General features: G+C 43.0%; 8 protein-coding genes. 6 read left to right on the top strand and 2 right to left on the bottom strand.

What is annotated here, in order from left to right; all coding sequences use genetic code 11:
• Positions 1–52: 52 nt before the first annotated feature.
• Positions 53–3964, top strand: coding sequence for an AAA family ATPase (locus H0262_RS07965; RefSeq protein ID WP_181210369.1), 3912 nt, complete (start codon positions 53–55; stop codon positions 3962–3964).
• A 164-nt stretch (positions 3965–4128) separates the two neighbouring features.
• Here the strand turns inward: H0262_RS07965 and H0262_RS07960 are convergent, their stop codons facing one another.
• Complete coding sequence (locus tag H0262_RS07960) at positions 4129–8988, bottom strand: NAD-glutamate dehydrogenase (RefSeq protein WP_181210368.1); 4860 nt, start codon at positions 8986–8988, stop codon at positions 4129–4131.
• A gap of 447 nt (positions 8989–9435) precedes the next feature.
• On the opposite strand from H0262_RS07960, the gene purD reads away from it, so the two are divergent.
• Both purD and H0262_RS07950 read left to right on the top strand, forming a co-directional pair.
• The gene (gene purD, locus H0262_RS07955; RefSeq protein ID WP_181210489.1) at positions 9436–10761 is read left to right on the top strand and encodes a phosphoribosylamine--glycine ligase; all 1326 of its coding nucleotides are present in this window, start codon (positions 9436–9438) and stop codon (positions 10759–10761) included.
• A 298-nt stretch (positions 10762–11059) separates the two neighbouring features.
• Positions 11060–12454 (top strand): AarF/ABC1/UbiB kinase family protein, encoded by a 1395-nt coding sequence (locus H0262_RS07950; RefSeq protein WP_181210367.1) that lies wholly within the window; start codon positions 11060–11062, stop codon positions 12452–12454.
• A gap of 159 nt (positions 12455–12613) precedes the next feature.
• Here the strand turns inward: H0262_RS07950 and H0262_RS07945 are convergent, their stop codons facing one another.
• Entirely contained in the window at positions 12614–13279 is a 666-nt protein-coding gene (locus H0262_RS07945; RefSeq protein WP_181210366.1) for a methyltransferase domain-containing protein, read from the bottom strand.
• A 210-nt stretch (positions 13280–13489) separates the two neighbouring features.
• Here H0262_RS07945 and H0262_RS07940 point away from each other — a divergent pair, with 210 nt between their 5' ends.
• The 3 genes from H0262_RS07940 to H0262_RS07930 all read left to right on the top strand — a co-directional run bounded on the left by H0262_RS07940 (position 13490) and on the right by H0262_RS07930 (position 16252).
• Positions 13490–13687, top strand: coding sequence for a DNA gyrase inhibitor YacG (locus H0262_RS07940; protein WP_011513735.1), 198 nt, complete (start codon positions 13490–13492; stop codon positions 13685–13687).
• 56 nt (positions 13688–13743) lie between these two features.
• Complete coding sequence (locus tag H0262_RS07935) at positions 13744–14925, top strand: aspartate aminotransferase family protein (RefSeq protein WP_181210365.1); 1182 nt, start codon at positions 13744–13746, stop codon at positions 14923–14925.
• Between the two features lie 107 nt (positions 14926–15032).
• Positions 15033–16252, top strand: a protein-coding gene (locus tag H0262_RS07930; RefSeq protein WP_181209883.1) for an IS3 family transposase whose coding sequence is annotated in 2 segments (ribosomal slippage) — positions 15033–15372 and positions 15372–16252 — 1221 coding nt in all. Because the reading frame shifts where the segments join, the coding sequence is not laid out codon by codon here.
• Positions 16253–16320: the final 68 nt, after the last annotated feature.

The raw sequence follows: 16320 nt of genomic DNA, 5'->3' as shown, positions 1-16320 counted from the left end.
AAGCCTGATAACCGCAAATTATCATTGATATCTATAAAAATAAGACCCTGCCATGCGCCTAATTGAACTAAGACTTAAAAACCTCAACTCCTTAAAAGGCGAATGGCACATTGATTTTAGTGACGCCGCTTTTCTTAACGAAGGTATCTTTGCCATTACTGGGCAAACAGGCGCTGGCAAAACCACTATTTTGGATGCTATTTGCTTGGCGCTCTACAGCCAAACGCCACGACTCGGTGATATTACTGGCTCTACCAATGAGATTATGACCCAAGGTACAGGAGAGTGCTCGGCTGAAGTTATTATCGAGATTGACGCCAAGCGATATCAGTGTTCATGGTACCAACATCGTGCCCACAAAAAAGCCAAAGGCAATTTATTACCGATTAAGCACGAGATTAGCGAGGTCAAGTCTGGCAAGATTTTAGAAGAGAAAAAATCCAAAACCTCTGCTTATATTCAAACGCTTATTGGCATGGATTTTAGCCAATTTACCCGCTCCATCATGCTTGCGCAAGGCAGTTTTGCCGCGTTTTTAAAATCTGATATTGGGGATAGAGCGGCGATTTTAGAGAAAATAACTGGCACAGCCATCTATGCCAAAATCTCACTCAATGTTCATGAGAAAAAACGCTTGGAAGAAGATGTGCTCAGTAAGTTGCAGGCAGGCGTTGATGGCTTGTCTTTACTAAGTGTTGAAAACGAAAATCTATTGGAAGCCGAGCTAAAAGTATTGAATCAGCAGCAAAGCACGCAGCGACAAACCTTTAAGACATTAAGTGAGCAGCTACAATGGCTAAATACCATACAACAGCTACAGAGCAATCTGTCTGTTTATCAGAGCGAGTTTGCAAGCGCCCAGCAAGCGCAGCAAGCTTTTATTCCAGAAGCTAAGCGTTTAAGTATTGCAAACAAGGCATTAGAGATTGATAGCCAGTTTCGTGAGCTTAGCTATCGCCGTGATACGGTCCAGAAGCTTGATATTGAGCAACAGAGTTTGCTAAGTCAAATCCCTGCCCAGCAAGAATCGCTGACGCAAGCTGCTCGCCATTTAGACAATGCCAATACGCTAGAAAAGCAAGCATCAGACAACCTTCAAATAAATTTGCCCCTCATCGCACAGGTACGCGAATTAGACAGCAATATAAGGCAGCAGTCTCAATCCTTAGTGGAATACAACCAGCACAAAGAATTATTGGCAGGCAATGTACAGATATTAAGCCAAGCCATCCAAAGTCATCAGCAAACTGCCAATCGCACCAAAACTCAGCTAAATAATATTGACCAGTACTTTAGCGACCAACCAGAGATGAGTGACCTTGATACCGATATGACAATCTTTGATAGTAGCTGTCAACGATTAAGGGCGCTACTAGAAGATAACTCTGAGCTTTCAGCCACTAGGACTAATCAACATAGCCATGCCCGCCAGCTACAAGCTGATGTTGAGATACTATCCAAACAGCAAGATACTGATATTTTATTGATAGTGAAGCGGCGCGAGCAACTGCTAAAGCTACAACAGCAGCAAGCAATCATCACTCAAAAGCAGCCCCTTGCCAGTATGCGTAGTGAGCAAGAGCAAATTGATCCAATCCTCATACAAATTGAGCAGGTGAGCTTTAAGATTACACAGCGGTCTGAGCTGATCAGTCAAATCCATAAAATCAATCTCACGCTACCGGTATTGAAGCAAGAGCTGATGGTCTTAGAAGATTTAGTTGCCACTCATCGCGCCGACATTCAGAACACTAAGCTTAAAAAACAAGACAAACAGACGCACCTTCATTTACTGCAAAAAGTTGCAAGGCTTGAAGATTACATCGTGGAGCTCAAAGACGGTACACCCTGCCCACTGTGTGGCGCGCATGAGCACCCTTATGGTAAGCATCATCCGCTATTAGATAGCCAACTTGACAATAAACAAGCGTTGCCACTAACACAGCAGACCCAGCAGAAAATAGCTGAGCTTGAGATACTCATTGAGCGTCTCGGACAAGCGTTATCTAAACATCATATCGACCATGCTACTAAAAATGAAACCATTAGCAACCAACAGCAGCAGTTAGCCCCTTTGCAGCAGCAATGCGAGATGTTGGGCAAAGATATTCAAGAAAGCCTGCTCTCACTATTAGATACCAATAAAGATCATTCAAAAGCGATTGCAGGGATTATCCATCCTCTTCATAAGTTGAGTGTGAATATAAATAAATCTGATAATGATATTGAACGCCCATTACCTTTACTAAACAGTGTCAAACAAAAGCTACTCGAGCAAAAGCAGTGTCTTAAAGACTTATTATTTCAATATGATGATCTGACGGCAAGCATATCAACGCTAAGTATTGCTATAGAGAATGATGAAAAGCAGCATCAGGCACTTATGAGTAAGATCAATAACCTGACGATGGATACCAAGCTACACTCGCAGAAAATAGAGACCATTGAAGATAAAATAGCCACCAACTTTTCGGCATTAACCCCTATTACTAGCAGTATTCTAACTTTGGCAGATAAGTATCCGGCGGATAACTACGCAGAATACTTAAGTATTGATTTTAAAAAAGCAGACATTCAAAGTGCAATTAAGCAATTGGACGCTAGTATTCATAAGAAAACCGTATTAGATAGCAGCGACTATGAGCGTCATATTGATAGATTACGTCAACAGCGCAGCATGCTAAGTCAGCTAAAAAAATATTTTAACGAGCAAAAAAACAGCCAGCAACAGCTAACCAATACATTAAGTACAGTGAGCGCTCAAATTGATACTAAGCAAACACAGCTTTGCACGGATGAAAGCGCTCTACAGAACCTCGAGCACTTGATAGCGGACAAAAATATAGATCTTGAGCTGCTCAAGAGCAAAAGAACAAAGCTTTTTTCAGATAAGAACCCAGAGTCAGAAGACACTCTACTGCGCCGCACAGTGGATGACGCAAAAGCCAAACAAGCAAATGCTCAAAGACAGCTAGACAGCACGCAGCAAGTATTAGCGCAATTGCAAAACAGGCAACGACAGCTATTGGCAGAATTGCAGTCTGCTATGACAGCCCTTAATACGCAACAAGCGGTATTTATGGAGCATCTAGCAGCGGCGCAATTTGTGGATGAAGACGCTTTTACCCGTGCGCGCCTGCCTAAAGAAGAGCGTGATGCTTTACATACTCGTAAGCTTGCGATTGACAGCGCCTTGCAGCAGGCACAGTCACAGATAGATAGCACCCAACAATCATTAGAGCAGAACCTATCTCTTGCTATGACGAATGTCAGCCAAGAAACGATTGCTACCCAACATCAGCATATTCAGATGGAGATTGATCAGCTCAGCCAACAGATTGGTGCTATTGTTCAAAAGCTCAAGGACAATGAAAACCAAAAAGGTCAACAAGCAACGCAGCTTATAGCCATTAATGCACAAAAAGAGAAGTTACAAGTTTGGCAGCAGCTGCATACTTTAATTGGTTCAGCCGATGGTAAGAAATATCGCACCTTTGCTCAAGGCTTAACCTTTGAAGTGATGATTAGCCATGCCAATAGCCAACTACAAAAGATGAGTGACCGCTATTTGCTGATTCATGATGACAGCAATCCGCTTGAGCTTAATGTGATTGATAACTATCAAGGCGGCGATATTCGCAGCACCAAAAACTTATCTGGTGGTGAAGGCTTCATTATCAGTCTCGCGCTCGCTCTTGGACTATCGCAAATGGCCAGTCACAACATCCGTGTGGATTCGCTATTTTTGGATGAAGGTTTTGGCACGCTTGATGAAGAGTCGTTAGATATTGCTCTAGATACCTTGACAGGCTTGCAACAAGAAGGAAAATTGATTGGTATTATCTCTCACGTACAGGCGTTAAAAGATCGCATTTTGACCCAAATAAAGGTTGAAAAAATCTCTGGCGGCTTTAGTCAAATCAGTGGGCAAGGATGTCGACGCGTTATGAGTGATAAAGTATGATAGGTTAGCAGGATTGATGACGACATATGATAAAGAAGTGCGTTTAAAGGCATTTATCAAATGATACTGGCAAGGCTATTTAGCATAACAACATAAAAAAAACCACCGTTAACGAATAACGGTGGTTTTTTATAATCAAACTATCTATTTACTTACTCGATTCGCTATTTGGTCACTAAACCACTTAACTCACTCATCAAGACGGATAACGTTGAGAGGCTGATTTGGCTATCATTATTGCTATCAAGTTTGTCCATTTCAGCAGTAACGCCTGCAAGCTGGCTAGCATGACGCGACTTCCAATCACTGAAGGCTTGAATGGCATCAGGTTGAGTCAATAACGTCTCCATCAGCATACGTAAGCTGCGCGATACGTCATTGGCAAGCGCATGACGGGCACGGCGATCCCAGTGGTCTTGCTGCGGCAAGATAGCAATATTATCAATCATCCAATCAAGCTGCAAAACGTGATAGGCCTCAAAGTATAAAGTGGCAATCTCATCAACCGGACGTTCGTATTGCTCTGCTAAGAGGGCAGCATCAAGGGCATCAACATGGTATGGCAACATTGCAAACATCGATGCATCATTGATAGAAAGGCCATCTTCTATCAAGCTTGTGGTATCGGCTTGCAAGTATTGTGAAAATTGCTGTTCAATAAATCCGCCTGATTTGGTTAGCTTTTCGACACTGTCTTCAAAACGGCTAATCATATCAGCCACTTGCAAATCTTGTCCAAAGGCATTAATAAACCAGACTACTCCGTTTTCGAGTGCATCGCGCAGACGCAGTTCAAGCTCAAGCAGCAAAGTGGCATCGACTTTATTGTCAAGTGCTTCAAGCAGCTCCCATGCTTTTGAGACATGGAACACATCACGCGCAATGGCATAGCCGCGCACGATAGTGGCAAGCGTTTGTCCTGTTTCTTCATGCAGACGGAATAATGCTTCGATACCCAGACGGTTGACCACACTATTGGTCATATACGTACTGATGATTTCACGGTGTAAACGATGCTCAGTCATCTCATCAAAGAAGCGCGATGCCAGCTCATCGGGGAAATACTTGCGTAATTCATTAACGAAATACGGCGCATCCGGTAAATCTGAGAGCAGTAAGTTGTCATAAACCCACATTTTTCCGTAAGCCATCACAACGGCTAGCTCAGGATTGGTCAGACCTGTGCCAGATTTTTGGCGTTTAGCAATCTCTTCATCTGATGGCAGATACTCAATCGCTCGATCTAGACGCCCTTCTGCTTCTAACATCTGAATAAAGCGCTGATGATCGCTTAAGTTTGCAGCTGCTCGGATTTGACTCAGCTCAATTGCTTGCGGTTGCAGATAGTTTTGACGCAGCACCAATTCGCTAATGGTCTCGGTCATGCTTTCAAGAAGCTCATTACGCTGCTTCAACGTCATATCACCTTGCTCAACCACTTTGCCAAGTAAGATTTTGATATTGACTTCATGATCTGAGCAGTTGACGCCGCCTGAGTTATCGATAGCATCAGTATAAATACGTCCACCAGTTTGGGCATATTCGATACGACCTCGCTGCGTGAGGCCTAGGTTACCCCCTTCACCGACGATAGCCGCACGTAATTCGCCACCGTTGACACGTACGGCATCATTGGCACGATCACCTACGTCAGCATGACTCTCCTCACTACTTTTCACATAAGTACCGATACCACCATTCCAAATGAGATCTACTGGCGATTTTAGCAACGCGCTGATAAAGTCATTGGGTGCTAAGCTGTCATCTGAGATATCAAAAACCGCTTTCATTTCAGGGCTGATAGCAATGGTCTTGTCTTGACGTGAGAAGATACCACCGCCTTGGCTAATGAGAGACTGGTTATAATCTTCCCACGATGAGCGAGGTAGATCAAATAAGCGCTCGCGTTCTGCAAAAGACGCTGCTGTATCTGGATTTGGGTCAATGAAAATATGCAGATGGTTAAAGGCAGCAACCAGTTTGGTATGGGTTGATCTGAGCATACCGTTACCAAAAACATCACCGCTCATGTCACCAATGCCCACGACGGTAAAGTCATCACGATTTTGGATGTCCATGCCGCGCATACGGAAGTGGCGCTTGACCGACTCCCAACCACCGCGGGCGGTAATGCCCATCGCTTTGTGGTCATAACCAACCGAGCCACCAGAAGCAAAGGCATCATCTAGCCAAAAGTTATATTCAGCAGACAAAGCATTAGCGATATCAGAAAAGGTTGCCGTACCTTTATCGGCAGCGACCACCAAATACGGATCATCTTCATCATGACGTACGGTATTGGCTGGCGGGACAATCGCACCATCGACGATATTGTCGGTCACATCAAGCATACCGCGAAGAAATGTTTGATAGCAGGCAATACCTTCAGCTTGGAACACATCACGACCATCCGCCATCGTTTTGGTTTTAACGATAAAGCCGCCTTTTGAGCCAACCGGTACGATAACGGCGTTTTTGACCATTTGTGCTTTAACCAGACCAAGTACTTCAGTACGGAAATCTTCCATACGATCAGACCAACGCAGCCCGCCGCGAGCGACTTTACCGCCACGCAAATGCACTGCTTCAACGCGTGGTGAATAGACAAATATCTCAAACATTGGTTTAGGCTTGGGTAGATTTGGAATATCTGCTGCCAAAAATTTAAAGGACAAACGATCTTTACGCTGCCCATTCGCCTCTCTTTGATAAAAGTTGGTACGTACCATAGCGTTAATTAAATCCAAGTACCAGCGGAAGATACGGTCTTCATCCAAGCTACTGACACCTGCTAATGCGGTGGTAATCTGTGCTCGAATCTGGCTGGTTTTGCTGGCACGTTCCTCTTCACTATAGTTAGGATTCATTCTTGCATCAAATAAACTGCCTAATGCGACACTGATGTCACTGTTTTTGACCATAGTTTGTTGAATATAGACGTTTGAGAATGGTGCTTTCGCTTGCATCATATAGCGTGACAAGGCGCGCAGTACCACCACATCATAAGTATCTAATTTGGTGGTCAATACCAGTTCGTTAAGCGAATCACTCTCAACCTGTCCTGCCCAAATTTGCTTTAAGCTGTCCTCAAACTGTGCACGCACCACTTGCATATCAATGGTATCAACGTGCTCTAAGACCAGCTCATACTCCTGCATCCAAATAGGTTGCTCAGGTAAATCAAACTCATAGGTCTGCGCTGAGATAACTGATACCCCGAAGTTCTCTAGTACGGGTAAGACTTTAGATAAGATAACTGCTTTTTGACGACCATATAGCTTTAAGTGCAACTGATTGCTTGCGTCACCTGTCGATTGATATAAGTGCCAAATCATCGGCTGCTCATCGCTAAGTCCAGCCAAACGCTTGGTATCTTCAACGGCAGTACGTGCATCGAATCGCTCTTGGTAAGCGGCGGGGATATAACTTAAAAATCTGCGCGTCAAAGCATTAGCATGCTGCTCACCGACATTATCCAGCAGCATTTTTTGATAGTTATCACTCCACGACTGCATCAAAAAAGATAGCTTGGCTTGGAGCGCAGCGGTATCCACCTCATGCACTTGACCTGGTACTGTACGGACATGTACATGGACGCGGGCATGTTCAGATTCGTTAAACTCCGTTGTAAAGCCTGAAGATGTACCACCATAGGCTTCTTTTAGGACGTTCTGTACCTTGATGCGAAGTTCGGTATTGAATTTATCACGCGGAATATAGACCAAGCAGGAAACAAAACGCTGGTAATGATCGATACGGCAAAATAAGCGCAGGCTTTTTTTGTCCTGTAGTTGGCTAATTCCTAGTACTGTCGGGTAAAGATCTTCAATGCTGGCTTGAAACAAGTCATCGCGCGGCAAGGTATTAATGATATGCATCATTTTATGATACGCATGACCATCACGTGGTAGTTTTGCCATCGCCATGATTTTATTGGATTTTTCGCGTAATAATGGAATTTGTTGTACGCTTAGTTGATAAGCTTGCGCTGTAAAAAGACCAATAAAACGATGCTCACCGATGAGCTTGCCATTATCATCAAACTTATGAATGCCCAAAAAATCCATATAAACTGGACGGTGTACTGGCGATACTCGGCTTGATTTTGACAATACCAATACTTGCGGCGCTGTTAGCAGTCTTTTTAGATTGCTTGGCAGCTCGTCAAAGCTTTTTGAAAGCTGGTCTTCACTACCGCCACGTAATAGCCCAAGCCCACTATTGCCAATAGAAAATAAATCCAAATCACTACGGTCGTCTTGGTTGGCTATATTGCCAACACTATTAACCTCGATTCTGTGCCCGTCTTCTAAGCGGTACTCTCGATATCCCAAAAAGATAAAGTGATCGTCCAAGACCCAATCTAAAAATGCTTGAATCTCTTGTTGAGAGTAAAATACTTCCGGCAGTGTTTTTGTAGCAAGTTCCGCTTTTATATCGGTTAGCTTGGCACGTATCTGCTGCCAGTCATCAACGACGACATCAAGGGTGTCTACTTTTGCCAGCAGCATCTGTTTTAATGCCGCCAATTCATCATTGTCTTGATAAGAGATTTCACAATGAATCAAAGACATGTGTGAGGTGCCACTTTCTTGAGCGCTTTCAACTTTAGTGATCGCGCCATTTTCATCGCGTTCGACATTGACGATGATATGATAAGTACGATGCACATCGATGCCTTGCTCTTCAAGACTCATCAATAGCGTGTCGACCAAAAATGGTCGGTCATAGGCAACGATTTGGATAACGGTATGTGAGCTGTGAAAATGCTGCTCTTCTGCAATGGGGTTTAATATGGCAAGCTGCGGATGGCTACGATCATAGGCTTTTAATAGCGTAAAATGATGCAGCGCCATCCCAGCCAAATCAGCATTACTGATGTCCTTTGCAGTCTCTTGATGCAATGGCTGATAGTAGCTATGAATAAAGTGGTCAAATAATGATTTGTCCGCTTGTACATAACTGGTGGCAATATCGCTTATCTGGCTGATCCGCTCTTTTGCGATATTTAGAGAGTTTGGCATATCCTTTGTCCTTGCGCTTTTTTATAAGCTTCTTATTTAGGTGTTATGTCTTATGTATTGTGAATAATTAAGTGTGAACTTATTGATCATTAGCAATCATGGTTTGTCTGACTCCCGCTATATGAACTATTTTGTGAGGTTTAACAGGTCTATGAGTAAATAATTTCACTCAAGGCTATCTCTCAGGTGGAATTGTAACGCACCTGCTGTCATAGCTAAAGCGTACAACATCATTTCATGAATCAGTAAGATGTCGATAACATTTACTAATGAGACGATTGTGATCTGATACGGCTGAATATAGACAGACAGGCGCATAGCTATGACACATAGTCATGACAAGGGCGGCGTTTTTTTGTTAGAATAGCGCAGAATATTGGACAGTATTTTGCTGGCTCGCTATTAACTCACTTATTATGAATTTTAATGCTAAGGGCAAGAGGTATGATGAATATTTTGGTGATTGGTTCAGGTGGTCGTGAACACGCACTAGCATGGCAGTGCGCAAAAGATAATAATGTAAAAAATATCTATATCGCGCCCGGTAATGCTGGCACCGCCCTTGAACCCAAATGCCAAAACGTCACTTTGGAAGACGCCACTGATGCAGATGAGCACAGCGCTGTTATCAAGTTTTGTCAGAATAAAGCTATCGACATGGTCATCGTTGGTCCAGAAGCACCGTTGGTAACAGGCATTGTCGATGCTTGTCGTGCTGCTGGCATCAAAGCTTGGGGTCCAACAGCGTATTGCGCGCAGTTAGAAGGCTCAAAGACTTTTGCCAAGGAATTCATGGAGCAAAACAATATCCCAACGGCAGCTTATCAGGGCTTTACCGACGCAGTAGCGGCAAAGGCTTATATCGATGAGCAAGGCGCACCTATTGTCATTAAAGCGGATGGTCTTGCTGCCGGTAAAGGGGTCATTGTTGCTGAGACGATCGAACAGGCGCATGAAGCCATTGACGATATGTTGGCAGATAATAAATTTGGCGATGCCGGTAGCCGCGTGGTGATTGAGCAATTTTTGCAAGGCGAGGAAGCCAGCTTTATCTGTATGGTCGATGGTGAGAATATCCTGCCAATGGCAACCAGCCAAGACCATAAGCGTGCTTTTGAAGGTGATACGGGTCCAAACACAGGCGGAATGGGTGCATATTCTCCTGCGCCAGTTGTCACTCAAGAGGTTCATGATAAAGTCATGGCACAAGTGATTCAGCCTGTTGTAGATGCGATGAAAGCTGCCGGTCATCCTTATACCGGATTTTTATATGCTGGACTCATGATTGATGATGCGGGCGACCCGTATGTGATTGAGTTTAACTGCCGTTTTGGCGATCCGGAAACGCAGCCTATTTTGATGCGTTTACAATCGTCGATGGTTGATTTGGTTGCACAAGGACTCGAAGGTAAATTACCGAGAGAAGCCAATTGGGATGAGCGCCCTGCCCTTGGTATTGTTGTCGCCTCAAAAGGCTACCCTGAAACTTCATCGAAAGGTGATGTGATTGCAGGCTTGCCAGAATTAAATAATGACAATCAAAATTCGGTAAAAGTCTTTCATGCTGGCACGGCTTTTTCTCATGAAAATGCTCCTAGCAATGAGAAAGAAGTCGTGACCAATGGCGGTCGCGTATTATGTGTGACTGCATTAGCAGATAGCATCTCAGACGCACAGCAAGCAGCATTAACAGTCACTGCTGCCATTAGTTTTGATGGTGCTCATTATCGCCGTGATATCGGTCATCATGCTATTGCCCGTGAAAGCATTTAAATAGTAGTGATAAGTAGCACCTACCTATAGCGACTTTTGATAAATTCGACCTAGCGTGATGCTAGGTTGAATTTTTTGATGGGTTATAGTTTTTAAAGGCTGCTAAAACTAACAGGCAAAAAATGCTTAAGAATTTCAGTATGCTAGCCTAAATTACAAAGTAAATAATGTCGCTTGGCTAAGCTGCAAAACCTGCCTTCTTTATATGATACAATTCTGTACACTCATAGCACATCTCCCTTGTATTGTAGGTACATCACCCACAAATCAATACCAACTCGATGAAATGACGATATCTATGGCAAACAATACCTCTAGGTCTTCTAATAACAAGCAGTCTATCGATAATTTAAAAACCTCGGGGTTTGATCGTCGTATGTCGATTGCCAAAACCTCATTGAACATAGGTCGTCGTTGGGCAGGTAATAGTGTGTCTGGTATGTTTCTCAATAAAGAAGCACGTACAGCACGTAACCAGATTTTTATGGAAGAACAGGCGCATTATTTGGCAGAAGAGCTTGGTAAATTAAAAGGCTCTGTCGTGAAAATTGGTCAAATGCTGGCGATTTATGGTGAGCATATCTTACCACCTGAGATTACCCGTGCCTTACAAACGCTTAATGATGATACAGCAACACTTGCATGGCCAAAAATCGAGCAGAATTTACAGGATTTATTGGGTAATAAGCTGCAGGATCTTCAGGTTGACCCTGTCCCTATTGGTACAGCATCCCTCGCCCAAGTTCATCGTGCAACCGTTATAGCCACGGGTGAGCAAGTGGTATTAAAGATTCAATATCCGGGTGTGGCTGATGCGATCAACTCTGATTTGGCTCTCTTTAAGAGCCTATTAAAGGTTAGTAATATCGTTCCACAAACCCGTTCACTCGATGCATGGTTTGAAGAGATACGTGATTTATTACATCATGAAGTCGACTATGAGGCGGAAGCTGACACAACAGAGCGGTTCTATAACCGTTTGATTGACGATGCACGTTATGTAGTGCCGAAAATCAATCGCCATTATTCGACCAAGCGCTTACTTTGTATGTCTTATGAGCCGGGTATCAGTGTGGTTTCTGACGCATTGCAACTACTCCCTCTTGAGCGTCGAAACGCCATCGGTCAGGCGGCTATCGAAATCATGATACAAGAGATTTTCATTTGGGGTGAGATGCAAACGGATCCAAACTTTGGTAATTACCTTGTCCGTGTCGCACGCGACGAAACTGAAATTGATAAACTGGTCTTATTAGATTTTGGCGCGATTCGGCAGTTCGATAGTAACTTATTGACGATTGCTCATAATTTATTACGTGCCGGTTATTATCATAATCATCAATCTATGATGAGTGCCATGACTGGTTATGACTTTTTTGATACCATGAGTGATAAAGTACGTTCAGATATCGCCTCATTGTTCTTGTTGGCAACTGAACCTTTTAGTGATCCTGTGATAAACACTGATATGCCTGCTAATTGTCTAGATGAGCAACAGCGCTATATTTGGGCTAACAGTAAGCTGCATACTCGCCTCTCAAATAATGCGACACAAGCGATGCAGTCTTTCGAGTTCAATCTACCACCTAAAGAGTTTATGTTTATCAGTCGGAAATTTATCGGTGCTTATACTTTTTTGACTGTGCTTGATGCTCGTACGGATTCTAATAACTTAGTAAAACCGTTTTTATAAACTTATCTTAACGTACGTACTCAACGGATTTTTGAACCGCCTTTTTGGGGCGGTTTTATTTATTATGATTTTAATTGCTTAGGCTATTTTATAGTTTTAACTTAACCTTAGCATTTTATAGCAAATGTAATTCTTTTATTTTTTACTTAGGCTATTATCTTAAATACTCACATCAGCTATCATCCACTTATCGAATCTGGTTTGATAACCTTCAGGTTTCTTCATGCTCAACTCCCAACAGGTTTCTTGCCGTGCTAAGTATTTAACTTCAAAATGTGTACGCTGACTGCTGCTTGCAACCTGACTACGCGTATTGGGCAAACACCATACCTCATTTGCTTGATGCTCAGCATTGTCCATATATGTTTCGATGTTGGTTGCCAATATTATCTCCCCGTCTACCTGTAAACGTGACAGTAAAAACTCAAAAAACGGCATATTAAGCCATTGTTGATTGGGATTGTGCTGCTCAGGATTGGGATATAAGATATAGATACTATCGATACTATTTGGCGCAATTGCATGTACGATCCATGCAATTGCATCAGCATGAATAGCGGTCAAATTGGCAGAATTCTGCTGCGCTGCCAATTTTTCAAATGCCTCAAACTTATTGCGAGTACGCTCAATCGCAATCAGATGCTTATCAGAATTTTGCATGGCAAAGCTTAAGGCATGCTTGCCCTTCCCTGCGCCAATCTCTAAAACGAGTGATGATTTAGGTGTAAGTGTTGCATCTGGCATCAAAAAATCACGTGGTGCTGAGAGTCGTTGAGGTTGAAATGCCCGCTCTTGCTGATGTGAAAGCTCAAGGTTGTCAGTCATTTGCTGTCCTTAAAGTATTTGTCATTTGTCATTATTCGGCTGCATGCTATTATATAGTCAATGCAACCCAATAGTAATATCGCGATATCGATTACTCATCGACAGATAGCTTTCTCAATCAGATTAATATAGCAATGATTTGAAAATCAATTACTGCTTACTTTTTGAGGATACTTTGTTGATAAAACCAAGGATCTCTCTACTTTTATTATGACCGAATCTACTTCTAACGCCAGCCTTTCACCTAAAACGTATCCTTGTCCAGAATGCGGTAAGCAAACCACATGGCAAGATAATAAATATAAGCCATTTTGTAGTCATCACTGTAAACTGATCGATCTTGGCGCATGGGCAAACGAAGACTATACATTGCCTGCTGAGTCCACGCCGTTTTCTGATGAGCTATAGTATTAAGCCCTTTATCCTCTTACTTTTATCACTTTATGATTCCAAGGATGCTGTACATGTCTGCTACTTACCTGATGCCCACTTATCTTCGTCAACCTATCAGTTTTACCCGCGGCTCAGGAAGCTGGCTCTATACTCAAGATGAGACGCCTTATCTAGACGCATTGACTGGTATCGCGGTATGTGGTTTAGGACATTGCCATCCACAAGTAACCGAAGCTATTCAACAGCAGGCAGCAACATTGGTTCATACCAGTAATTTATTTGGTATAGACTGGCAAGAGCGTGCTGGTGAAGCATTATGTAATGCCGCGCAAATGGACAGTGTATTTTTTGCCAATAGTGGCGCTGAAGCAAATGAAGCAGCACTAAAATTGGCGCGTCTATACGCACATCAGCAAGGGTTTAAGCGTCCCAAAGTCATTGTGATGGAGCAATCTTTCCATGGTCGTACCTTATTATCATTATCAGCAACTGCCAACCCCAAAGCGCGCGAAGGCTTTTACACTTTAGATAATGATTTTATCCGTGTGCCATTTGGGGATATTGCCGCCATTGAACAAGCAGCTCATGACTATGAGGATATTTGCGCGGTATTCGTAGAGCCTATTCAAGGTGAAGGTGGTCTTAATACGGCAGCTAACGGCTTTACTTACCTTGAGCAGATACAAGCCGTATGCGATACACATAATTGGCTGTTCATGCTTGATGAAGTACAGACCGGCAATGGACGAACAGGTAAGTATTTTGCTTATCAGCATAGCAGCGCACGCCCTGATGTATTAACGACGGCTAAAGGCTTAGGTAATGGCTTCCCTGTCGGTGCCTGTATGGTACGTGGTCGCGCTAATGGCTTATTTGGAGCTGGTAGTCATGGCTCAACCTATGGCGGCACACCGTTAGCCAGTCGTGTGGTACATAGCGTATATGACGTATTGGCGAACAGTGATATCATGCAAAACGCCGTCAACGAGGGACAATTTATTCGTGATAGCATGGTTGATGCATTTGGACAATATGGCGTCAGCAGTCGCGGCGCTGGGATGATGATTGGCATTGCCCTGCCTGAAGACATGGACTGTAGCAAGCTTGTCGATCGTGCTCGTGATGAGCAGAAACTTATCATCAATGTCACAGGCGGTCATGTGATTCGTTTGCTACCACCACTTAATATGAGCCGTGATGAAAGCTTACAAGTGGTTGAACGCTTGGTTAATTTACTAAAACCCTCGTTTTAAACGTCTATTTAACAAAAACATAAAAAAGCCTATAGACAAATTATCTATAGGCTTTTTTCATTATTATGTCCCGTCCTGAAATAAGTTTACGAAAAAGGAGCTTATTCATGGACAAGTTAGACACTGTAAAGGTTAAGCGCACTCAAAAAGATTACACCTTAGGCTTTAAATTAGCCGTCGTTGACAGTATAGAAAAAGGCGACATGACCTATAAACAAGCGCAAGCAATTTATGGCATACAAGGACGCAGTACCGTTTTGGTGTGGCTGCGAAAGCATGGTAAATTAGACTGGATCCATCCCCTTAAGAGCCAGACTATGCCGCATAAAGAAACCCCTGCCCAAACCATCAAACGTTTAGAGCGTGAACTGGCTGATGCTAAAGCACATAACCTTATTTTAAGTAAAGTAGTCGAAGTATTTGAAAATGACTATGGAGAAAATGCTAGAAAAAAGTCTTCTACGGCATCCTTTGGAAACTCAAAACAGACAAACAAATAAGTTTAGCTCAAGGATGTCGTTTGCTTAGTGTTAGTCCGCAAGCGGTATATCAACATCGTATTCGGCAGCATGACAAAGCAAGCAAGTTTACTGTCATCAAAGACTGGGTGCAAGCGTATCGAATGCTCATGCCTCGCATAGGAGGTCGGAAGTTATATTGGCTCATTAAGCCTAAGCTGATGGCTCATGGCATAAAGATTGGCCGTGATGGCTTCTTTGATTATCTAAGAGCACACCGCTTGTTGGTTAAGCCCAAACGTAGCTATACAAAGACGACCTTTAGTAAGCACTGGATGAAAAAGCATCCCAATCTAACGAAAGATGCCCCTGCGCCTATCAAGCCTGAACAAACCTTGGTGGCTGATATTACTTATGTCACATCCAAACAAGGGACGCACTACCTATCTTTAGTGACGGATGGGTATTCAAGACAGATTATGGGATATCATTTAAGTGAGAGTATGCCAGCGACTGAGGTTGTAAAAGCGCTTAAGATGGCAGCTCAAAGGCGGCGTTATACTCATAAAGCGATTCATCACTCTGATAGAGGTCTACAGTACTGTGCATCAGAGTATCAAGAGGTGCTTAGAGCAAATAACATCACACCGTCTATGACCGATGGCTATGATTGTTATCAAAATGCATTGGCTGAGCGCGTTAATGGGATTTTAAAGAATGAGTTCTTGTTGTATGAGTGCAATACGATGAGTGAGCTTAAACAGCTGATCGATGAGTCTGTTTATGTCTATAACCATATCAGACCGCATTTAAGTTTAAATATGAGAACACCTGCTGAGGTACATGACGGTTATTTATCTCCTGCTTAATACAAAAAAGCCAGATATTCAGGGTATCTGGCTTAGCAAAAACTATCAATATATTTTAGGACGAGACA

It is taken from the genome of Psychrobacter sp. D2, from assembly GCF_013608135.1.
Lineage (GTDB): Bacteria > Pseudomonadota > Gammaproteobacteria > Pseudomonadales > Moraxellaceae > Psychrobacter > Psychrobacter cryohalolentis.
This window is presented reverse-complemented; position numbering and strand designations above follow the sequence as displayed.